Source organism: Phyllobacterium sp. 22229 (assembly GCF_052056495.1).
Taxonomy (GTDB): Bacteria; Pseudomonadota; Alphaproteobacteria; order Rhizobiales; family Rhizobiaceae; genus Phyllobacterium; species Phyllobacterium myrsinacearum.
Window position 1 is genome coordinate 1 of the sequence record NZ_JBQEPA010000031.1, and the last position, 23,096, is coordinate 23,096.

A 23,096-nucleotide genomic window follows, 5' to 3' on the forward strand; every position below is an offset into this window, starting at 1 on the left:
TGTGGACGGGCTGGAATGCATCCAGCTGGAAATCTCCAAGTTGTTGCAGGATAAGCTGAATTTAACACAAACGAGCGCCAAAGAGTCTCATTCTGAGCGCCACAAACAAAATTCAAATACCAAATCCAATTCTGATCTTGAACCTGGCTTTAGGAAAGACCAAGGCCAGAACCACACACACAATCCCGACGGGGAAGGTTTGAGCGAACCGCAGCAGGGGCAAGACAGGGCAGCGGAAAACCCGGACCGGACCCTGGACCCGGGGATGAGGGAGGCCGCCGGGCTGCCGGCAGATATGTCCGGCCGCAGCGTTGATCTTTCCGGGCTGGGTGCTGATGGCTTCGAGGCAAAGCCGGTTCCGCTCGGGCTGGTGCGCCAGGCCTGTCCGGATATTGCAGCCTATGCCAAAAACGGCCTGGCCAGCTGGTCCGAACTGATGGGGGCGGCCATTGTCGTGCGCTCCATGCTCGGGGTCAGCCCCTCCGCCTATGAGGAGGCCTGTTCGGTGCTTGGCCAGGAAAACGCCGCCATTGCCGTGGCCTGCATCCTGCAAAGGGCCGGGCAGATCAATTCGGCCGGCGGGTATCTGCGCTCCCTCACCGACAAGGCGGCCAAGGGCGAATTCTCCGTCTGGCCGATGCTGCTGGCCCAGCTCAGGGCCAACGGCTCCCATGTCAGGCTGGTCAAGGGACAGATGGAATGAAACGGAGGCGGACGATTGAGGCCCGACTGGACATAGCTACTCAAAACTGCCGCAACGACGCGGAAATCTCTTGCAGAAAACGATATCAACCATAATATGACTATTTGTAGTCATATCGGAGTTACACCAATGAAAGAAGCACAATTGAAAGACGTGAAAGCAACGTTTTCCGCGGTCGTCGATCAAGCGATCGCTGGGGAACCGACGGTTGTAACGCGTCACGGTCGCAAAGAAGCTGTAGTTCTTTCCTTCGAGGAATACGAGCGGCTATCCAAGGTTCCAACCTTTGGTGAGCTCCTTGCCGCATTCCCAGGCGAAGCCGACGACATTCCGGAACGCAGTCAGAAGCCATCTCGATCGTATAGTTCGGAGTTTTGAGCTTGTTCTTGCTTGATACCAATGTCGTATCCGCAACCTCGCCTCTGGCGGCGGCTCAAAACACGCGTCCGCCATTTCTGAGCTGGCTCGAACTTCACGGGTCTGACATCTATCTGTCGTCTGTTACCATTGCCGAAATCTGGCATGGTATCCATCGTGCCGAGCGGCTTGAAGCCGTTGCCAAGGCGCGCCGGCTCCGTAACTGGGTGATTTTGATTGAGAACCTGTACGGAAACAGGATTCTGTCTTTTGGCAACAAAGAAGCCTACGCAGCCGGTGCGATCCTTGATCGTGCTCGCGCGCATGAGCCTGGTTTCGCTGACATAGCCATTGCCGCTACGGCAGATGCTAACGGTCTGACAGTGTTGACTGCCAACGAAAGGCATTTTCGGCCGATGGGTGTAAAATGGTGGAATCCATTAAAGGAACTACCGAAATCGACTTAGGCAATCGCATGACGGAGTGGGTTTGTACAAACTCGCAAGACACAAGAAAACGAACAGTTATAAACGCCGATAAGAGCAAAACACCGGCGAATACGCAGGCGCCAGGACAGAGTCGAGAGGGCAGGGGACACCGGAAAACCCTTCAAAACCAATGCTGTAGGATCGAGCAGAACTACGAATATTGTGATAAATCGGTAGATGGACGGCCACAGTGCGCAATCGCTCTTATAAGGCAGCTCAGAAAGCAAGCGTCACATCGTTGAGCAATATTCTTAGTCCGTAATGAGGAAGTTAGCATCGTTATAATTGCGGAATAAGGCAATTAATATAATGAAAACAACACTAACTGATCTGGATTTGGCGTTAGAGCTCGTTTCGGATTGGGGTATGTGGGGCAGATTTGGTGGCGGTGCCGGTTCATTGGGCAACGATGGTGGCGCAGCCGAGCCAAAGCGGTCCCGGTTGTTCAAGCCCGAGCGAGAATGATCGCCGACAGGGGCGGAACCAGTTGGCCGACGTTGCCGATACCAAGCCGGTCACCGAGATAGTGGTAAAAGGACAGCCCAAGCTTTTGGCAGGTCTTCATAAGACCAAGCATGACGTCGCGCGCAACACGGCCATCGCGGCTCATCGTGCCGCCGGAAATCTTTCGCTTCGTGACAAAACTCCGCAGATCATTTTCGGATGCATTGGTGTGTAGTGGAATCTCGGGATGATCGAGCACCTTCAGCAGCTCGGTCTTCCTTCGAAGCAGCCGCTCAAGCAGCTTGTCGAGTGCCTCATAACCGGTGCGCAGGCTGAAGATTCGGTCGAACCGTCGTTGGAAGGCCGGAACGGCCGGCGGGGAGGGGTTCTGCTTGTAGGCTTTCAGCGCCTTGTAGAAACGCCAGACGAAATCGCGGACCATGGTGAGCGACCGCTCCTCTTTTGCGGTTCCTGGCATCAGCTTTTGCAGAAGACGTTCGGCATGGGTTCTGTTGCAAACTTTTGGGTTAATGTTTGTGTGACATTGAAGGTCTGACGGAAGTTCAGAGGTTCAGATGTTCAAAGGTCGCCATTTCGATCGGTCGGTGATCCTGCTTTGCGTGCGCTGGTATCTGGCTTATGGGCTGAGCCTGCGAAATGTGAAGGAGATGGTGGCAGAGCGCGGCATCAGTGTTGATCATTCCACCATCCATCGCTGGGTTGTCCATTTCTCGCCATGGCTACTGAAACGTTACAACTTGCGCAAGCGTAAGGTGACAGGAAAATGGCACATGGATGAGACCTACATAAAAGTTCGCGGGCAATGGATGTACCTTTACCGCGCCATCGATAGTGCCGGCGACACGGTGGAATTCAGGTTCAGCGAACATCGCGACTTGCTGGCAGCGAAACGGTTCTTCCGACGAGCACTGGAACACCACGGCCGACCGGACCGTGTTGTCATTGACGGTAGCCAAACCAATCATGAGGCGATCGTCTCATGCGACACTACCCATCGCCTTCAAACCAACGCGAAATATTCTATAAAGCCGGTCACAATTCGCCAAAGTCAGTATTTGAACAATCGGATTGAGCAGGATCACCGAGCGATCAAAAGGCGTGTTCGGCCGATGCTCGGCTTCAAATCCATGGCATCAGCGAGCGTCACTTTATCCGGCATCGAGATGATTCATATGATGCGAAAGCAACAGGCGAGGTTTGCCTTCAATCCCACGCCGTCTATCGCAGAGCAATTCGAAATCCTCGCTTCATAAAATGCGATCGGTTCAAGCCGACAACCCTTGATGACGTTTGCAACAGAACCGCCTGAACTGCCCCACAATTCCTCATGGTCTCCTCCCAAATATGGATTTCGGCTCAAAAATAGGCGCTTGGGGCCCGTCCGAGAGATCGGCGAAACATGGCAGAAAAAGCGCTCGGGCTGTTGTAGCCACATTCGAGTGACACATCGAGGATGCTTCGGCCTTCGGCCAGCAGTGTCAATGCATCGAGTATCCGCGCCTGCTGTCGCCAATGACCGAAGCTCATGCCGGTTTCACGCTTGAACAGCCGCATAAAGGTCGCCCTGCTCATATGGAGCAGGGCGGCTGCGTTCTCGACGGAAATGGCTACCGCTAAATCCTCGCGGATTTGCGTACACAACTGCGCGAGTTCGGGGTGCTCAGGTGTCGGCAAGTTAAGTGGCTGGGCTTGCTGGAATGACAATTCCATAAGGAATAGCCGGAGCACGGCATCTGTCCTGTCCAGTCCGCTTGGCCTTTCGGCGAGGCTGGCTAGCTTGAGGATGAGCTCTCGCAGGAGCGGTGTGATCTCCACGACCATGCATTCGTCGGGAAGGCCGTGGATTCCGCTCGTATCGATCAGGAGCGAACGGAACTGAACGCCCCGGTGGCTGGATGTTTCATGCTCCAGCTTGGGCGGCAACCAAACCGCCCGGCTTGGCGGTACGATCCAGGTTCCATTATCCGTTGTTATGGATACAACTCCACTCACCGCATAGAGAAGCTGAGCCTCTTCGTGACAATGTTTTGGTCCCGAAAAGCGATGGCTGTCATGGGCAATTACGGCGATCTCGTCGGTAATGCTTATGCCGTTCTTCAATATTGATCCTTTTGCGACGATCATTGAGCTCCCTGCGAGAGAATATCAGGTTTGGAGTGACTAAGGTAGAACTATCCAACAGCAGGAAGTTCTAGCCAGGTGTCTGTCCTTATCCGCATCATTGACCCAACCGATATGCCGCTTTCCGCAGCATTTGGCGTGGTCGTTGCGTGCACGGGCGCACCACATCCGCTTTCCTGCCCGGCGCTTTCCGTTGCGCTGCGACTTACTGGCGGTCGTCGGGGCTGACGGCTGCCCGGCGACCGTAGTCAGCTGTGTCGAATTCTTTCTTACACCACATCGCAACGGATCACCCCATGTTGACCAATCCTGAAATCAAATATCGCCCATTTGTTTCCTCTATCGAATTGCATGATCGCAAATGGCCGTCCAACCGGCTCACGAAAGCGCCCCGCTGGCTGTCGACGGACCTGCGCGACGGCAATCAGGCACTCGCCGATCCGATGGATGTGGAGCGCAAGTTGCGCTTCTACGACATGCTGCTTGCCATTGGCTTCAAGGAAATTGAAGTCGCTTTCCCGTCGGCTTCCCAGACTGAGTTCGACTTCGTGCGCGCACTCATCGAGGAAGACCGCATTCCCGTCGATGTGACGATCCAGGTGCTGACCCAATCACGTAAGGACCTGATCGACCGCACCTTTGAATCGCTCGAGGGCACGCGGCGAGCGATTGTCCATCTCTATAACGCAACGGCTCCTCTGTTTCGCCGCGTCGTCTTTGGAATGGAACGACACCAGATCGTTGATCTGGCCGTTACCGGCGTCACCGCAATGCTGGAGGAAAGCCTGAAGCGGCCTGACACGGACTGGATCTTTGAATATTCGCCGGAAACCTTCTGTTTCACCGAGCCGGAATTTGCGCTGGAAATCTGTGAGCAGGTACTCGATGTCTGGCAACCGACACCCGAACGCCCGGCGATCCTTAACCTGCCAGCGACAGTCGAAGTGGCGACGCCCAACGTGTATGCAGACCAGATCGAATGGTTTTGCCGCAATATCTCGCGTCGCGACGCCGTGGTTATCAGCGTCCATCCACATAATGACCGTGGAACGGCGGTGGCGGCGGCCGAGCAAGCATTGCTTGCGGGAGCCGATCGTATTGAAGGCTGCTTGTTCGGCAATGGCGAGCGGACTGGCAATGTCGATCTGGTGACGCTCGCATTGAACTTCTACACGCAGGGGATCGATCCGAAACTTTATTTTCCGGCGATCCGTGAGGTCGTGAAGACCGTTGAACATTGCAATGGACTGTCCGTGCATCCCCGTCATCCCTATGCTGGGGAACTAGTGCACACCGCATTTTCCGGCTCGCATCAGGACGCGATCAAGAAGGGTTTCACCGCTCATGGGCAGCGCAATGACGGCATTTGGGAAATGCCCTATTTGCCTGTTGATCCGGCAGATATCGGTGAAACCTACGAGGCCGTGATCCGCGTCAACAGCCAGTCCGGCAAGGGCGGCGTCGCCTGGGTAATCGAGCAGGACAGGGGCCTGAAACTACCGCGCGAATTGCAGATCGATCTTAGCCAGCGTGTGCAGGAATTCGCCGACGGCACCGGCAAGGAAATCACTGCGGGGATGATCTGGTCGATCTTCGAACAGGCCTATCATCTGACCGGCCCGCAGGAATTCGAGCTGGTCAGCTATCAGGATGGAATTTCGTGCAATGCCGGTGGCCAACGTATCTTCGCCGGGCGCATCCGTCACAAAGGTCGCGAAGTCTCGATTTCCGGTCGTGGCAATGGACTGATTTCCAGCGCTGTCGCGGCCCTGGAAGAAAGCTTCAGCCTTTTGTTGGAGGTTGCCGACTATCACGAACACGCGTTGAAACGCGGCGTGTATTCCCAGGCCGTTGCCTATCTGGAATGCCGCGCCTGTGACGGCCGCAAGATTTTCGGAGTCGGCATCGATGATGACGTCGCTACGGCTTCGATCAAGGCGGTACTGAGCGCCGCCTGCAACGGCTGATGCAGACCCTTCGCTCTCGCCTTGGGTCGCTGGTTCTGCTCGTCACATGGCTGCGAGAAAGCATGGCTTATAGGAGACCATGAGGAATAGTGGGGCAGCCTGGAAAACGGGCTTGAGTCAGGTCGATTTAGGTTAAGCAAGAGATCGACGAAATGAAGCATAATGCGGTCTGCCCCACAAAACGTTATGGTCTCCTGTTCGTCACGGCTAAGGCCAAGCGGCAGGTCATTATGGTGACTCACAACGTCAATCTTGTGATCAATACGGATGCGGACCAGATCATCGTTGCGAACGCTGGCCCGCATGGCCCTGGCGAGTTGCCTCCAATCACCTATTTCTCTGGCGGCATGGAGGATGCCGATATGCGACAGCAAGTTTGCGACATCCTTGAAGGAGGCGAAGAGGCATTTAAGGAACGCGCCCGACGTTTGAGGGTGAGACTGGAGCGGTAGTTCGCATTGTGCAGGTGCCCGAATGGTTGCACAGTGCAATATCACCTTCTCAGCAACGACTCCGTTACTGACGATGCGGTGCTCAAACCTATCGATTGCATCGCGCTTGGCTCGTTTCCCTAGGCGTCACTCCGCGGCGATCAATGTCACTCCTTAGGAAATGCTGGTGAACATGCCACTCGGATTAACTGCGAATGCGGAAGGCGGGCTGCGTTCACGCCAAGAATACAAGTTCCTTGATCTCAAAGCGATCTTGTTCAACGATCTTGTGCAAGCTGTCGGAGTAGCGGCCGCGAACCCAAGTTCCATCGGAGCGGAACGTCCAGAAAACGTTTCTGTAATCACGGTGCTGAACGCGCGCTTTCTCGACGTTATTGTCAGAGTTTAGGCGGCCGGTCTCGCCGTCATCCTTGATCTCGATCAGTGCGATCCCATCGGGAGTCGTCCGGCCTCGCACGCCGACGACGAAGTCCGGGAAGAATCGATGACCCGAAGGTAGCAGAAGCTGGGTCGCCCAACGCGTGTTTTCCGGGTTTCTCAACCACCATTTCACCGTGCCCGTTTCATCGGCATCAAGGAAACGCGCGAAGTCCCCCTCTTCCTTATTTAGTCGGTCGGGAAAAACGCCATAAGCACCCTTCGTCGCTCGCGCCAAACCTTCCGGTCCAAAATAATCTTCGGGAATGGGATCACTGGGCCCGATGCGCACATGGCGAGCTTGGGCTGTTTTGATCGCGCCCTTAAGCGCTTCTGGTTCCATCATAACAGCAAGGTCGACGGCCCGGCGTAAATCCCGTTCATTCGGAACCTCCATGCCGCGATCGTCGACGATGCGCCGCAACTCATCGACGAGGGCTGGCTTGAGATACCGGGGGTCAATGCTATCGTTGAACTTGAAAGCGAGCTGCGCCTGCTCGGCGATACGGGCGTTCGACAGTCGCAGGCGCAGATCTATCGTTTCGAGATTTTCAGCGGCGAAAAGGCTCTTCAAATCCATCTGCGCTTTTGTCAGCTTCCGCTGCAACATTCCAATGATGTCCGTTGAGCGGCAGAAGTCTTTTGCAATATCCTGGACAAGGTCGTTTAGACGAGCGGGATCCGGCGGCAATTCCCGGCTAAGCGCTGAAGGAAGGCCAAGTTCCTTCCGGAGTGGGTAACGGCCAGTCGCCGTTTTGGGCGCCGGGACCATCTGTCCGGCTGGTCGCGCTATTTCCGGAAGATCTCCAAACAGGGGGGTCTGCACTATCGCCTGCCAGACCTCGCCTCTGACGATGGCGTCTTGTTGCTCGCTATCTGACATTTCTCGCACGCTGCTACGCACAATACCGTGGTCGATCAGCAGCGTCAGGCGGTCGTTGCGTTCTTCGCTGGTCAGCGGCGCGCGCACGGCCTTCAGTCGATCATCGCCTTGCATTACCGATGTCGAAGGAACGCCATCAACCTCGTAAATATCCAGCTTGTCGGTCAGCATTTCGATACTAGACCGCACTGCCTTCAATTCCTCCACGGCGGCTTCCAATCCCAGCTGCATACTGGGGTCAGTAAGCAACACGTAGCCATTGTCGAGAACAGGATCACTGCCGTGGATAGGGCGCACCATTGGATGAACGCGCATGATGCGGCCAACAATCTGAAGGCCGAACTCTTTGCCACGATTGGGTCGCACAGAAACCAGGGTCCAAGCGCGGGGAGCGTCGAAACCTGTTGCAACCGCTACCTTAAAAATCAAAATATGCTTGTCGGGGTCGTAAGCCAATGTGTGGAAATCAGGATCCGGCTCGCCCGACGTGTGTGTAGCGATAGCTTCTTCCGCGACACCGATCTCAATGAGTTTGTCACGGACGCGCTTTACAGGATCGTCACCACCTTTGTCCTGATCCTCAACCTGCACCAACATCAGCGGCGAAACCGCAATCTCGCGCTCAATAAGGCGAGCCTTAACCCTCATGTGCTGGGTCCAGGCAGCCTGCAATGTTGCCTGCTCGTGGTCGATCAACCTTTCGTCGCCCTGGCTGAAGCGAATAACGCCCAGCTTCAAACCCACTTTGTTTAGGCCTGCGTCAACGACATCGTTGCGGGCGACGGTGTATCGGCTGGCGACCTCGATTCCTGCCTTCTTTTCGAATGCCTCCAATTTGTCGTCGTTCGGAGTTGCGGTCGCCAAGATCGTAAAGTCGGGCTGAATGTGTTCGAGAAAGTAGTCTGCGGCGACTGCCGCCGAGGCGCCGAAGTTTAGATGGGCCTCGTCGATTACAGCTCCGATAAAAAAGCCGCCGCTACGAAGATTTGCAAGCATGTCGTCAAACGAGAGCGATGACTCGGAGGTGCGTCGCACCTTGCGCGCGTCCTTGTTGCTAGCAGCCACAGTCGCCCACGTCTGTATGAACACGTCGCCGTCACGGCTACCGATAGACTCCCGATCCCGAGTAAGATCGCGCACCCGTAGCGAACTGCATTGCTCTGTCAGAGCGTCTCGCGTTTGAGCAACCAATCCTGAATACGGAGCGAACCAGAACCATACTGTTGGCCGCGAAAGCGATCCGCGCACGCCCTCTAGGACGCGTCCGAGCATCAGCGTTTTCCCGGAACCTGTGGGGCTTTGTAGCAATGTCACGCCGCTTTTCAACGCGATTTGGCCGCGATTGTTGGGCATGCGGTCATGCATGGTCGCCACGCGTTGCACGACGGCCTTTATACCGTCGACGGCCTTCAGCTGAAATTCGGCAAGCGAATGGCGAGTTTCGCTCATTGTTGAAAGCCTTTTACCAAGGTGTCGCGCACCGAGCGAATCTCAAAGGCCTCGCTGTCGAGGTGTTGGGCTATCTGACCTGGAGCCCAGGCGTAAATAAAGATATTGCGGCGTTCCCGACCTTTCAGCCAAGCCAGTAGAGTTTCATCGAATCGGTCGACCAAAACGAGGGCGACTTCATCGCCCTCATGAACATTATAGGGCAGACCCGGCCCATAGGTTGTTATGGGTAGGTCGTGGAGGGCTTCGAGAGCGGTCCAGGCTTGGGCAGGCGCGAGGTCGTAATCGATATCCTCAAACAACATTTCCTTTACACGCAAGTAAGCAAAGTCCGCTGAGAGGCCCAAATATTTCTGGTCGGTACTAGCGTTCAATCTCCGAATGCGTTCGGCAGTCACGTCGCGGCAGAGGTTCTTCTGTGGCTCTTCCACTGTCTTTTCTGTAGAGGAAACGACGATAAATCTTCTGTCACCACTGTCTTCGGCGTTCAGCTCCATTACTGCGTGGGCCGTGGTTGCAGATCCGGCGAAAAAATCCATTATCAAGTCGCCCGGGCCGCTAGCCTGACGTATGAGCTCGCGAATCAACGAGACTGGTTTGGCATAGTTGAAAGCCTTCTCGCCAAATATGTTTCTGACTTGTTTGGCGCCTTCGTCATTGGTGCCAGAAACGATGTGATTTTCGGCGGCGTTGAAGGGGTCACTTTCACTGTTGGTCACAATCCAACTGGAAAGCGGTTGAGTTGGATTTCGCAGATCTGACTTGTATCGTTTGAAACCCGGCGTCCCAAATCCGACTTTCCGGCCGACCCATTCAGAGAAGCCCGGCAAATCTTCTCTAATCATGAGCGTTCCGCCGCTTTTGGGCACCTCACCCTTGGAAACGGCGTCTCTCAGTTCTTCAATCGTATTCCAAGTTGCGACGCGCGGGCTTTCGGGAAAACGGATTTGCCCCTCGGCGATCCAGTCCTCCATAAATTTTGTTTTGATTTTGGTCTTGTCACCACTCCGTTCTCTGGAGACATAACCCCACACCCTGTTGGGGTTGCATGGATACCAAATCTCCGTTTCCGGGTCGTATAGGGGGAAGTAAGCTTTGCCGGCGCGGGGATTATCGTACGACACCGCTACCGTTAGGTCGCTGACACGATAATGGTCATCGCGCGTCTCGTCAAAATAGCGGTACATGTCGAAGGTTTTCTGGCTACCAGAAAAGCGGAACTCACTTTTCGCGAATACCAATATGTGTTCGTGATTGGATGTGAAAAATCGCTCGCCGCCTTCGTTGCCGCCAACTCTAGTCCGCCAGACAAGCGAGCCGACTCGCATCCCGGGAAAGGCTTCATCCATGAGCAGTTCCAGTAATGCGCGCTGGTCGTCATTAATCGATACGAGGATCACACCATCCTCAGAGAGCAAGTCGCGGGCGAGGGTTAGCCGGCGATACAGAAACTCCAGCCATGTTGATTGGCGGAAGCGGTTGTCTGCATCCATGTAGCGATCGTTATAGACCCAATCCTTGTTGCCAGTGTTGTAAGGAGGGTCGATGTAGATGCACTTGACCTTCCCCGAATGCGTCATCCGCAGCCAACGCAAGGCGTCGTAATTATCTCCTTCAATGACCAAATTTTTCCATGGAGCCGGCTTATCGGAAAGTTCCGGAACGAGATCGCACACGATGAAATTCTCATCGACGGCAGCGTCTGCTTCCAACTCGTCTCGTTCCCACACAAGACCCAGCTTCTTTGTACGGTCCCGCTTTTCGAGAAGCTCGACAAGCTGCGTTTTCGTGAGGTTGTCATACTTACCGGGCATGAAGGTCTTTCTGCGTATCTTTTTACTCTTTTGCTTTAGCCCGTTACAGAAAGCAACGAAAGTCGTCTTGGCGCGATAATTGGGTTTCGCAACGAATTTAGAAACCTAGCTGACGGAAACGACCCATGATTAATCGGGGACGACGGATTTCCGCGGCGCTCGCCCGAATTGCGGGTCGTAGGTTCGTATCCCTTCAAGGCGTTTAAAGGAATTTGAGACCAGCATCGCGGCCTTTTAACAATCACGGAGCTAGTTGCCCTTGAATGACCGAATGGGGTCGGGAGTCTATGTGTCGTAGCCCAATAGCAGCCATACCGTTTGACACAGGGCGTTTTGGCGGATGCAAAGAAATTGTTGTGCGGAACATGTCACTCTAGCGGCGATGGGCGTGACGCTATCTTGGTCGACCAAGTTCGCTCGGAACTCGCCGAGCGATATGACGCAGTGCGGCGAACTGCCGAAGGTCACCTGTGAATAGCCTAGATAAACCACTCTAACAATTGTTATAAACGCACCAATAGGATAAAAGACAAATCGTGAACATAGGTGGCGGAAAAGGTTCAATGGACGAACTTAGGGAACGGGTCGAAAAAGAGCTGAAGCGGATGGAAGAAGATTGCATCCATTCAGGCAAGGCCCACTTTAATGCCGGTGTACGCTGGGCGCGGTGGAACTATATTTTTGGCATTCCATCCGTCATTTTGAGTACGGCTGCTGGCGCGACATTTTTCAAAGACTTTCCCGTGCTCGCCGGTAGCATGGCGCTGTGTGTCGCTGTGCTGACGTCTTTGATGACCTTCCTCAAACCAGGGGAAAAAGCGGCCGGCCATAAGAGCGCTGGCGACCAATATTTGGCGCTTCGCAACAATTCGCGGGTGTTCCGGGAAATCGAACTCAGACAGGCTGATGACCGAGAAACAATCCTAACCGCCCTGAAGGGGCTGACGACCCGGCGTGACGAGCTCAACCAAGCTAGCCCACCGGCATCCGACGGTGATTTCCAGAAGGCCAAGAAGGGCATTGATGCCGGTCAGGCGGTTCACGCGGTGGACAAGGGAGCAAACCATTGACCGTCAACAGCTACCTCACCAGCCGCGCCTCCGCAGCGGTTCTCTCGGCGGACGAAAAAACGTCAATCAATACCTCGGTCAGCACGCTAGGTTCTCGACTGAATGGGTATTTTACGAAGACCGGAGACGGGCTTTCGAGCCACTTCAAGTTTGGGTCCTTCACTCGCGGCACCATCCTTCCGCGGAAAATGGACGTCCACTCCGATATCGATTACATGGTCGTGTTCGAGAAAGGCGGTTTTAAGCCACAGACTTATTTGGACCGGCTCCGCACCTTTGCGGAATCTCGCTATTCTACTTCGGAACTCTACCAATCCAGCCCTACCGTGGTGCTTCAACTGAACCACATCAAGTTTGAGCTGGTTCCGGCACTGTTTTCTTGGGGGACGACCTACCAGATCGCCAACGGTCCAAACGACTGGCAATATACCAACCCCAATGATTTCAACGGATCCCTTGAGCAAGCAAACGGCGCTAACCTTTACATGATCAAGCCGACGATCCGCCTAGTCAAATACTGGAACGCGCGGGCCGGCTACGTCTTTGATTCATTCCTGTTGGAGAAGTGGATCATCAGCCTGAATTACCTCTGGTGCACCACACAGCGCGACTACCTCTTCCAGGTATTTGACATGATGACGCCCAACCAAGCCACCCAATGGCGCAACGACCGGATTAACCGCGCCAAGGAAATCGTCAAGAATGTGCGGAATTACGAGGCTGAGAACATGCCCATTACCGCCGAGGGTGAGGTCAAGAAGCTTATTCCCGAATGAGCTCCGCGTTGCTGACGCCTGCCCCGCCCGACTAACCTTCTCGAGATGTGGCGGCCAAGTTTGCGCCTTCGATATGCTGGGACAGTTTGTACAAAAATGCTAAGATGTGGCGCGAGTTTCGTCAGACGTTCTGGCAACGCAGTCCACTATTCAGTATGGTGCGGTCAGTGAATAATCATTTCAATACAATACTTAACAGGTATTGTAGACATCTGCGCTACAATCACAATTGGTGAAAATCCGCCTATTATCGGCATTTTCAAAGGAAGATTTGCGAGTCTTTCGCAGCATGAATAACCAATCATTTTTTGGCTACTGGCGATGTTGTTCAAAGGTCCGTAAAAGGGTCAAGCTTGCGCAGCGGCTCCAGAAGACTAAGCGACGTTGAAAACACGTAGGGTCAGTTCTCAGTGAAAATCAACGCGCGCTCCGCGCCATCTCACTGCAAAACTGCTGCCGGCTCCAGGGGACGATACAACTTCAACGTAACCCCCATGGCTGGTGACAATATCGTTGACCATACTGAGGCCCAGGCCTGCGCCAGTCCCATGAGGATTGATACGGTAAAACGGTTCGAAGATTCGTACTTGCATGTCATCCGCAATGCCAGGGCCCTGATCCGTTACGAGAATGCTACCATCCGCCTCGATGCCGACAGAAATCTCTCCTGTTTTACCACCGTATTGAATTGCGTTACGGATCAGATTGGCGAGGGCGCGCTCTAACGCATCGGGTTCACCAAGTACAAAGGCGCATTTTGCCCTAGACTCGAAGGACATCTCATAACCTTCAGCGATTGCCAAAGGAGCGAAATCGGCCACTATTTTCGACACGATACTATTGAGTTCCACCCTGGTTTTGCGAGGTGGCTTCTGCCGATATTTCTCGATATCGAGAAGCTGATTGGTAATGGCTGTGAGCCGCTTTATGCCGGTCTGCAGATGAGACTTATCCTGACTAGGTGCCAAGGTATCTATACGCAGCTGAAGGATTGCAATCGGTGTGCGCAGTTCGTGTGCCGCATTGACGAAGAACCGCTCTGTCGTTTCGAATCCGCTATCCAATCGCCGCAGGGCCATGTTGATGCCATTGAGGACGCGAAGTACTTCGTTAGGCATGGCGCGATCATCAACGACGCCGCCCCGCGCTTCGAAATCGATCTTATCCAAGCGATCAGTGAGGTCATTGAAAGAGCGAAGCGCCCATCGGGTAACCAAAGGAACGCCTAAAACTGTGATCGTGGCCAGAATGATCGACGGCACGCCTATCGCAATATTGCCGAGCAACAAAATCAGGCTATATTGCGACATGGACATCCCACCCGTGAAAATGGCCGCTTCTCCAGCTATGGTCTCCATTCTTTGGAGCCGTACAACGTTTGTAGGATCATCGACGTATCCATGAAGTTCGGCGTTGCGAAACGTCCGCAAAAACGATATATTTCCAGCGACCTTTTCGGGAATATCACCGTGGGTGATCAGGTCACCTTTGGGTAGTTCAACGACGAACCATAGGCTTGGCCACTTCTCAATCATGCCCGACAATTGGCGCGAGGGAACGATTATTGCCTTTCCATCGACACCTACCTTGATCGATTCTGCTATCGCATCCGAAAGCCAAATGGAAGGGATGGCGCTATCAGGTCTGGCCCCGGACGCAGCATAGAAAACAAGCACAAGCGATGCTGCTATGGCGCAGAGTTGCAGTAAAATGAAACCGATCGTGAAGCGCCAGCGAAGTGAGTAAATATTCATCTCAGTCTAGCTCGTGAAGAAAGTAACCGATGCCGCGCACATTTTTGATGACAAGATTAGCGTGGGCATCAGCAAGCTTGCGGCGCAGTCGGGACAAGTTCACCTCCAGCGAATTAGACTGGATTTCGTCGTTGAACGAGTAGACTCGTTCTTCCAGCAACGATCTCAAGACGGTACGCCCCCGGTTTCTCAAAAAAGTCTCGAAAATCAGGAGCTCGCGTCTGGCGAGAAGAAGTCTGATTCCCTTTACATACACGTCTCGCGACGTATGATCGTAAGTGACGTTTCCGATTACGAGAATTGGAGACGCCTTGTCTACAGCGCGTCTTAGTACTGCGCTCATCCTGGCGACCAATTCATCTATCTCAAATGGTTTGGGCAGGTAGTCATCAGCCCCATCATTCAATCCTGAAATTCTATCGTTGGCCGAACCAAGTGCAGAAACGATGATCGAGCGGACGGACTTCCCCGAGCGGCGCATCTCCGCGAGCAGAGCGCTGCCATCCCCATCCGGCAATTGCCGGTCGATGAGAACAATATCGTAATCTGCCATGGCGATTGCCTCGCGGGCCGTTGCGAGATCAGCAACGGAATCAAGCACAACACCATGCTGCGATAGGGCCGTACGCAACGCGTCAGCCATTTCCAGATCATCTTCGATGAGCAAGAGTTTCATTAGCGGTCCCACTCTGATGAGGCTTTTAAATACAGATAGGCTTCAACGCGAATTACATTAGTATTACGCTGATAATTTCGTGTTCATCAATAATGCAGCAATAAGATGGAAAGTAAAACCTTTCCAATCATTGCCGCCACGCAAATAAGCTCCACCTAATTCCCCTTTGCCAACTCGAGCCTGTACCTCACTGATAAGCCACGATATGACCGGTCGCTTGAGGATTAGGGGGGAGCATATTTGAACCTTCAGCCGGGCAGATTTTGGCCAGCGCGCGTTTTGTTTGTGTGCCAACCCACAAAGCCGCCACGTCGTCGCCATCTCACCCGATATCTTTGCATTTTCGTAATTTGCGCATCAGGTAAAAAGCCGTTTTTCTTCTCCGGCGACCCTTATCGCAGCGCCATAGGCACCCCACGGGCACGGCACAAACAACATTTTGTCCCTTGGATGGAAGGCTCACTTGTCGATCGCACTCGACTTACCATTCTTCATAATACCGGCGTCTTGGCTGCTTGTCTTTTGAGGCTTCGGAGATTGCATATGCGCCTATTGCCCCTGCAGCCACGCCCACGGCGACTGCACTCGCTGCCTGATCCGACTTTCGCCGATTTTCTGCATACACATTGCGAGTACAACGCTCATGCCGCCAGCTTCCCGGACGTAAGCCAGTGTTATCACAGGTTATGTAAGCGCTATTCATGGAGTCTTGGGATGATTGGCAACCTGATAACAAGGCAGCGGCGACGAGCATGATTGCTGGTAATGTCTTTGTTTGCATGGGTCAGTCCTAAAATGACTTGGCTTTTTCTTTGATGAAACGTGCTCCCACCTAGCCAGTATTTCGTGCGTTATGGCAGGCAGACACGCCGACCTACACACCAGATTGATGGTTTTGTGGTAGCAGGACTTGGTGATGCGCGTTGCGTCGATCTCACGACGCTTCACTGGGGTGATTTGAAACAAGATCAGCGAGATTCAATCGTTTTCAAGAAACGGCCTCTCCTGTTTCGCCGGTAAGGATGAGGCTTCTGAATTACGGCAATGTTACATCACAAGATTTTTAGCGGAACCACGAAGGCCAGGGACGGAATTGCCAACCTATCCGGTGATAGGGGGTGCAGGAAGGCAGCAAGATCGCATCGAAACCGACAGGACACACTTCAAATATTCCCGCTGTTCACCATCTTGCGGCCCAAATCTATCAGTTTCCAGCAGCTAGGTTTCAAACCGTCATTGCAAGCCATTTCAGACGGCAATGATATCTAGAAGCAAATCGCACGCATGAAGATCGCCCAAGCGGGCCGCAAAGCTACCAGCGAGTCTTCCCCCAGATAAATGCCATGTCTTGTATGGTGTTTACCATTGTAACATTGCCGTAATTCTGAAGCCTCATCCTTACCTGCAAAGCAGGAGAGACCTTGTACCAATAAAACTTTATGATCCTATTGGATCGCAAATAGAGTCCATCTCGGACGGGCAAATAAACCATCCGCCCGATTTAGTGTCCCTAACCTTGACTGCAATCATCCACGACTATGGCATCCTCATCGAGTGGAACAATGGAAATATCGAAGACAGAGCGAACAGATTGGGAGTCCGATGCGAATACTTCTTGTCGAGGATGAAGAGGCTATGGCGCTGGCTTTGATGAAGATGTTTGCACAACAAGGCTGCATCATGGATCACGTTACCACGATTGCGATGGGTGAAGAGGCACTTCGATCCAACGTTCATGACGTAATTCTATTAGACCGCAATCTCCCCGATGGAGATGGGGTTACACTTCTTCGATCTATGCGCAACATTGGCGTCACCACCCCGGTGATCGTACTCAGTGCCTTCAATGGGCCTCTCGATCGAATTACCGGCCTTGATTATGGCGCGGATGATTACATCGGTAAGCCGTTCCTTTCAGAGGAATTGATGGCGCGGATTCGTGCCGCAATACGACGATCAAACTTCTATTCATCGAACGTCATATCTGCGGGAAATGTCAAATTAGACCTCGGCAATCTTGACGTAATCATTGATGGTCGTGTCATGCCATTTCCACGACGTGAAACATTGGTACTGAAAAGCCTGCTTGCGCGGGCCGGAAAGACAGTCCTGCGTCAAACGATCGAGGAAGCTGTCTATGGATATGGTGACGAGATTCAATCGAACTCACTCGATAGTCACGTATCGCGGCTTCGAAAACGGCTCATGGCTTCAAAAGCCAATATACAAATTCATGGAATACGTGGAATAGGGTATTTGTTAAAGGAAGCTTCTTGAGCTTTTTAACATGCGCTCATTGAGGGAATATTGACGCCTCTTCATGTCCTATAGTGCATCGCAGCCAGATTTTTGCCTGGCGAAACATGAGCGCATTCCCGGAATCTCGGCGGGCGACAAGAATAAGCGTCCATAAGATTAGAACGGGAAATGCGTCAATATCGACGACAATGATCGGCTCGCCTCAAATTTCAAAGCGCCCCCCTTTTGATACATGATTGAGGATTACCCACGTTACGCTTGCCCCAGTAGTGATCGGATATATTCTGCCCGTTTTGGAGAATGTGGGCCGCTAATTGCGGATTGCCTCCCTCATAAGTCTCAGTATCCCCACCGCATAGCAGGACGAACAGACGCTGGTGTGCTATGGCAGCAAAATAGTCCCTCGGCGGTGGTTCCTGCTGCCATTCTGTCGATTTCAACTCCGCCGCGGCCTGTGCGGTGGCATCATCGATGGCTTTGTAGATCGTGACCAACATGGCTTGTTGGACTCTATCCTGTATTTCCAGGTATTGTCTCTCAGCCGGCGTAAGAACGGGGCAGCTGTCTTTCATCAATGAAATTCCTATACAGGTTCTTGGTTTTGAGCCGTATCAACATGTATTGGCGTCGCTGTTGAAGCCGACAAAGCAACTGTCGGCATCAACAGCTTTGGCACAAGGTCGAGAATGTTTCAGTCATCAAGATAGGAACACAAAATTACGGCGATGTTACGTACCTGAAATAAGCCGTCTACCATCAACGTTGCAGCCGCTCTTGCAATGAAAGTGTTCGCAGGCAGCGGCGTAATTTCTGCATAACGGTCTGGGATCACAGTTTTCTCGCAGATACGTTCATGCGACACAACTCATAGCCGTTGCCTCCGTATCCCAATTCCATTCTGAAGTATCAGTGGTCATATACACCCTAGAAGCTAGCGGTTATTGCGTCTGATATCAATTTTCCAACGATAGTCAGGTGTGGTGAGGTCATCATTGTATAGTGATTGCCGGGAACGACAATGTATTGGAATTGCTGATCTGGTACGGCTCGTTTCCAGATTTCCAATAGATCTCTACCCTGTGGCTCCGCATTGGATGGTTGATCTTCGGCAGCAAAAAGATGGATTGGAATGGGTAGGGAATGCAATCTATAGTTCATTGTCGCGTGCAGATGCGCCGCCATGCGATTTGTATATTTCTTGACTTCACTGTTCGAATACTCTTGAAAAATTGAAACGCCAGATTCACGGAACTTGTGAAAAAGCTCTTCGTAGCCCAATCTTTTAGCCAATTTCTCCAAACCAGAAAAATCGCCATCATCGTCGGTTGAGACAGATATCATCCTCACAAAATCAATCAGATAATCAGTTTCAGAGTTTGCCCCAAATGTCTCTTCATACATCTTCCTTTCAGGAACATATGTGTCAAGGAGGCCCAAAAACTCGACGCTCTGTCCTTGTTCAATAAGTTGCTTGGCTACTTCATAGGCCAACATGCCACCGAAGGACCAGCCGGCAAGACGGTAAGCACCAGAAGGTTGGACCATACGAATAATACGAACCAGACGCGTTGCAAGACTTTCCATTGTTTGTAATTGGGGCTTATCGAGTGGAATACCTGGCAAACCATAAATAGGAATGTCGCGGTCAATATGCGCTGCCAACACAGGAAAATATAAATCCAGTCCCACAAACTCGTGAAGCAGGAACAACGGTCGCTTCGCCCCAGTTGTCCTTACGGGGATGGCCTCTGGCATGGTGGATTCGTTGAGTTTCAGAGACATGGATTCTGTAAGCAGCTCTATCGTGGGGTTCTTGAACAACTGAGTTATAGTGATTGAGATGCCCGCCCGTTTAAGAAGCCCTACCAGTTTGACGGCCAGCAATGAATGCCCGCCGAGTTCGAAGAAGTTGTCGCTTCGTCCCACCCGTTCGACCTGCAGCAGTTCAGCCCAGATGTTGGCCAGCACCGTCTCGATCTCGCCGACGGGCGGCTCATAGGCCCGTATCGCATAAGCATTGCCATCCGGCATTGGCAGTGCCTTGCGATCCAGTTTGCCATTGGGTGTCAGCGGCAGGGCATCCAGACAGACGTAGGCAGCCGGGATCATGTAGTCAGGCAGCAGCGCGGCGAGATACGTCCTCAGTGTCTCGGCCATTGCCGGCCTGGCGTGTGGCACTTCGCCGATCCCGGCATCTCCACCCGGCACCCGGGCCGGTGTGTAATAAGCCACAAGCCGTTTGGCACCGGCTGCATCATCCTGCGCCACCACGACTGTGTCACGCACGGCGGCATGTTCTCCGAGCTTTGCCTCGATCTCGCCAAGCTCGATGCGGAAGCCGCGAATCTTCACCTGGAAGTCATTGCGACCCAGGAATTCGATATTGCCATCGGGCAGGTACCGGGCAAGGTCTCCTGTGCGGTACATGCGTGCTCCGGCCACAGTTGAGAATGGATCCGGCAGGAACCGCTCCGCAGTCAGTTCTTCCCGGTTCAGATAGCTGCGCGCAACGCCTGCGCCCCCGATATAAAGCTCGCCAACAGACCCTCTCGGCACAAGCTCTCCATGATCATCAAGCAGGTAGACCTTTAGATCTGGAATGCGGCAACCAATTGGACTGGCTCCCCGCTTGTCGGCGTCGGCTGGCACCAGTGGCCGGTATGTAACATGAACTGTCGTCTCGGTGATACCGTACATGTTGATAAGTTGGGTCTGCTGATTCTGCCGGCGTTGATACCATGGCTTGAGTATCGCTACTTCGAGTGCTTCGCCGCCGAAGATCACATGACGCAGTCGGTGCGACTGTGCCTCTTCTCCTTGAACGGCAATCAATTGCCTGAAAGCGCTAGGTGTTTGGTTAAGGATGGTGACGCTTTCATCACACAGCAACTGGTAAAACTCGGTGGGGGATATGCTCGTCAATTGCGGAACAATGATCAGACGGCCACCATGGGCCAAGGCACCCCACATCTCCCAGACCGAAAAATCAAATGCAAACGAATGGTATAGTGCCCACACATCGTCATGGTTGAAGCTAAACCAAGGGCTTGTGGCGCTGAACAGGCGATGCACATTCCTGTGTTCGACCATGACGCCTTTTGGGATGCCGGTAGAGCCCGATGTATAAATGATATAGGCAAGGTTCTCCGGACTAAGGTTAGCAATGCGCTGATTGATGGCATTATTCTGGGCCCACTTGCAGGCGTCAATCGTCAGATCGATCAGCGGAATGACCGTCTTTTGAACCGAACCGCTGTGGGTGCTGTCCGTCGTGCAATCATCTCCCGCTATCTGTCCTTTACAAGCGGCGGCTAACATATCCCGCACACCGGCATCCACCGCACCATGTGTGAGCACCGCAACCGGCATACTATCCTTGAGCATGAAGGCCAGCCGCTCCCGTGGATAAGCTGGATCAAGCGGCACATAGGCCCCGCCTGCCTTCAGGATCGCAAGAAGCCCGACCATCATGTCGAAGGAACGTTCCACGCAGAGCGCAACCCGACTGTCAGGCACAACGCCAAGCTCTATCAAGTGATGCGCCAACCGGTTGGCGCGTCCATTGAGCTCTTCATAGGTCAGTGTCTCGCCCTGATGAACGAGGGCAATTGCATTCGGCCGAACTGCTGCCTGTTCTTCGAATAGTTCATGTATGCAGCGATCCTGAGGATATGCCTCACCCGTCCTGTTAAAGGTTTCGAGCAGCAAAGTACGTTCTGCATCCGGAAGAATGGGAATAGACTTGATCGGAAAGGAAGCGTTATTCAACACGTACTGAAATATAACAGCCAATCTATCCCGCAAGGCATGCATTTCAGCATCATCGAAATAGGCCTTGTTGTAAACAAATTCGATTAGGACATCGCTATCGTCACAAGGTTCCCTGACCCAAAGACTCAAGGGAAGTTGGGAATAACTGTTGTGCAGCATGAAATCTCGAGCAACGGCCGACCCGAACCTGGATTGGACTTGAGGCGGCCCGCTAGAAATCTGGACGTCAAAGAGATTTCGATGATCGGCGAGGGGCCTCGTTGCACGGGTGACCTCGCTGATGGGAAACCGTTGATGGCGATAATCTCGTCTGATAACTCCATTAATTTCTTGTAGCAATTCCACAAAGCTTTGATTTGTGTTGCTTGAAATACGTACCGGACTAACACCAACAAACATTCCGGCCGTCGCCTTAAATGCAGCTGTAGAACGATTCAGCACCGGCACGCCAATTGCAATATCGTCCTGTTGACAGGTGCGCGCCAAATAGACGTACAACACACCTAATATTGCTTGAAATGTGCTGACGCCGTTCTCCTTTGCAAAGGTTGCGAAACGATCATAAAGACTTCTGTTTAAATACAGCTGCTGGCATCCGTTTATGGTGCATGCATGAGTAAGGCGATGACGATACATAGGCGGGAATAGCGGGTTGGGAAGAGTTTGATATTTTTCGGTCCAATAGGCCCGCTGACGCTGGAAAGCAGCTCCCTTAGTGTACGTGTGCTCATTCTGAATGAAATCCAGATATAAAGGAGCTGTCAAATCTGGCCTGTCACCAGATTCAAGCGCGGTATAGATGGAACCTAGTGAAGGATTGAGCAGCGAAGCAATACCCCAGCCATCGATGATTATGTGGTGAAATACACACAGATAATAAAAGCAGTTGGGGCCAATCTTAAGTAGCTCATAGCGAAACAGTTTTTCGCTGTAAAGCGCAAAAGGCCTATCCATTTGCTGCTGCATCCATTCGAGAGCTGCAACATGCGGGTGCTCATAATTAGAGAAATCTTGGAAAGGGACTTCGACTTCGAGAGCATCAACGAAAATCTGTCCTGGCAAGCCATCCTCACCCACGCCCTCGACCAAGATCGTTCGCATACAATCGTGTTTCTGTACCAAAAGATTGACTGCACGCTCGAACCGCTCTGGATCAACAGTACCGAGAATCTGGACATACCCCCCGTAATTGTAGAGCGGCACATCGTTGTGAACTATCTGATCAAACCAGATTTCACGTTGGGGTGATGTCAGCGGGATAATTAGCCCAGTTAGTTCTGTGTTGGAATCGAATTTGCCAATCGCTGATGCAGCCGATGTATCGATCTCGCGATTGCTATTCCGATAGCTTCGATGTTCCATTAGGTTATCTCTCCGAAATCCAGATCCGGTCTCTAATCTTTACGCAAATGTTGATCTGACACGTGTACTGGCTTGATTTGCTAAGAGGAGATAGGCGATCATTATTGCGCCTACCTTCGTTCTCCTAGTACATGATGTTCAGTGGGGGATTGCTGCCCAGAGATGATGAGAAGTCAGTGAAACACATATGTAGACAACACGTTGAACGGCGTTGTCGACTTAACGGGTGATACTGCCTTCTACTCACTAAGACAAAATCGTATGGCAACAAATTCAATGGCTTATGGCCAAGAAAATCGGGCGGGATACTCC

Annotated in this window: 15 protein-coding genes and 2 pseudogenes; 9 read left to right on the forward strand and 8 right to left on the reverse strand. The window is 52.8% G+C overall.

What is annotated here, in order from left to right:
• Position 1: 1 nt before the first annotated feature.
• The 3 genes from repC to ACTJJ7_RS25870 all read left to right on the forward strand — a co-directional run bounded on the left by repC (position 2) and on the right by ACTJJ7_RS25870 (position 1,527).
• A complete protein-coding gene (gene repC, locus ACTJJ7_RS25860) occupies positions 2–703 on the forward strand; it encodes a plasmid replication protein RepC (RefSeq protein WP_440969264.1) in 702 nt (233 codons plus the stop codon).
• A gap of 129 nt (positions 704–832) precedes the next feature.
• A complete protein-coding gene (locus tag ACTJJ7_RS25865) occupies positions 833–1,081 on the forward strand; it encodes a type II toxin-antitoxin system Phd/YefM family antitoxin (protein WP_105737733.1) in 249 nt (82 codons plus the stop codon).
• A gap of 2 nt (positions 1,082–1,083) precedes the next feature.
• Positions 1,084–1,527: a PIN domain-containing protein gene (locus ACTJJ7_RS25870; protein ID WP_105737731.1), complete on the forward strand. Its 444-nt coding sequence runs from the start codon at positions 1,084–1,086 to the stop codon at positions 1,525–1,527.
• Positions 1,528–1,993: 466 nt separating this feature from the next.
• On the opposite strand, the pseudogene ACTJJ7_RS25875 reads toward ACTJJ7_RS25870, so the two are convergent.
• A pseudogene (locus tag ACTJJ7_RS25875) lies at positions 1,994–2,497 on the reverse strand (IS66 family transposase); the annotation flags it as partial.
• A 70-nt stretch (positions 2,498–2,567) separates the two neighbouring features.
• On the opposite strand from ACTJJ7_RS25875, the gene ACTJJ7_RS25880 reads away from it, so the two are divergent.
• Complete coding sequence (locus tag ACTJJ7_RS25880; protein ID WP_440969265.1) at positions 2,568–3,266, forward strand: IS6 family transposase; 699 nt, start codon at positions 2,568–2,570, stop codon at positions 3,264–3,266.
• Between the two features lie 103 nt (positions 3,267–3,369).
• On the opposite strand, the gene ACTJJ7_RS25885 is transcribed toward ACTJJ7_RS25880, so the two are convergent.
• The gene (locus ACTJJ7_RS25885; RefSeq protein WP_440969266.1) at positions 3,370–4,137 is read right to left on the reverse strand and encodes a helix-turn-helix domain-containing protein; all 768 of its coding nucleotides are present in this window, start codon (positions 4,135–4,137) and stop codon (positions 3,370–3,372) included.
• 293 nt (positions 4,138–4,430) lie between these two features.
• On the opposite strand from ACTJJ7_RS25885, the gene leuA reads away from it, so the two are divergent.
• Positions 4,431–6,101: a 2-isopropylmalate synthase gene (leuA, locus tag ACTJJ7_RS25890; protein WP_440969267.1), complete on the forward strand. Its 1,671-nt coding sequence runs from the start codon at positions 4,431–4,433 to the stop codon at positions 6,099–6,101.
• 194 nt (positions 6,102–6,295) lie between these two features.
• Positions 6,296–6,553 (forward strand): annotated as a pseudogene (locus ACTJJ7_RS25895) (AAA family ATPase); the annotation flags it as partial.
• Positions 6,554–6,767: 214 nt separating this feature from the next.
• On the opposite strand, the gene ACTJJ7_RS25900 reads toward ACTJJ7_RS25895, so the two are convergent.
• On the reverse strand, positions 6,768–9,302 hold the full coding sequence (locus tag ACTJJ7_RS25900) for a DEAD/DEAH box helicase family protein (RefSeq protein WP_440969268.1): 2,535 nt from the start codon (positions 9,300–9,302) through the stop codon (positions 6,768–6,770).
• Positions 9,299–11,116, reverse strand: coding sequence for a site-specific DNA-methyltransferase (locus ACTJJ7_RS25905; protein WP_440969269.1), 1,818 nt, complete (start codon positions 11,114–11,116; stop codon positions 9,299–9,301). The genes ACTJJ7_RS25900 and ACTJJ7_RS25905 overlap by 4 nt, the downstream gene beginning before the upstream one ends.
• A 563-nt stretch (positions 11,117–11,679) precedes the next feature.
• Here ACTJJ7_RS25905 and ACTJJ7_RS25910 point away from each other — a divergent pair.
• Positions 11,680–12,186 (forward strand): SLATT domain-containing protein, encoded by a 507-nt coding sequence (locus ACTJJ7_RS25910; RefSeq protein WP_440969270.1) that lies wholly within the window; start codon positions 11,680–11,682, stop codon positions 12,184–12,186.
• A complete protein-coding gene (locus ACTJJ7_RS25915; protein WP_440969271.1) occupies positions 12,183–12,962 on the forward strand; it encodes an SMODS domain-containing nucleotidyltransferase in 780 nt (259 codons plus the stop codon). The genes ACTJJ7_RS25910 and ACTJJ7_RS25915 overlap by 4 nt, the downstream gene beginning before the upstream one ends.
• A gap of 407 nt (positions 12,963–13,369) precedes the next feature.
• Here the strand turns inward: ACTJJ7_RS25915 and ACTJJ7_RS25920 are convergent, their stop codons facing one another.
• Positions 13,370–14,716, reverse strand: a complete 1,347-nt coding sequence (locus ACTJJ7_RS25920) for a sensor histidine kinase (protein ID WP_440969272.1) — start codon at positions 14,714–14,716, stop codon at positions 13,370–13,372.
• 1 nt (position 14,717) lies between these two features.
• Positions 14,718–15,392 carry a response regulator gene (locus ACTJJ7_RS25925; RefSeq protein WP_440969273.1) on the reverse strand — a complete coding sequence of 225 codons (675 nt, stop codon included), beginning with the start codon at positions 15,390–15,392 and terminating at the stop codon, positions 14,718–14,720.
• 1,602 nt (positions 15,393–16,994) lie between these two features.
• Between ACTJJ7_RS25925 and ACTJJ7_RS25930 the strand changes: the two genes are divergently transcribed.
• Entirely contained in the window at positions 16,995–17,669 is a 675-nt protein-coding gene (locus ACTJJ7_RS25930; protein ID WP_440969274.1) for a response regulator, read from the forward strand.
• Positions 17,670–17,860: 191 nt separating this feature from the next.
• On the opposite strand, the gene ACTJJ7_RS25935 is transcribed toward ACTJJ7_RS25930, so the two are convergent.
• Positions 17,861–18,223 carry a hypothetical protein gene (locus ACTJJ7_RS25935; protein WP_440969275.1) on the reverse strand — a complete coding sequence of 121 codons (363 nt, stop codon included), beginning with the start codon at positions 18,221–18,223 and terminating at the stop codon, positions 17,861–17,863.
• 352 nt (positions 18,224–18,575) lie between these two features.
• The gene (locus ACTJJ7_RS25940; RefSeq protein WP_440969276.1) at positions 18,576–22,784 is read right to left on the reverse strand and encodes a non-ribosomal peptide synthetase; all 4,209 of its coding nucleotides are present in this window, start codon (positions 22,782–22,784) and stop codon (positions 18,576–18,578) included.
• Positions 22,785–23,096: the final 312 nt, after the last annotated feature.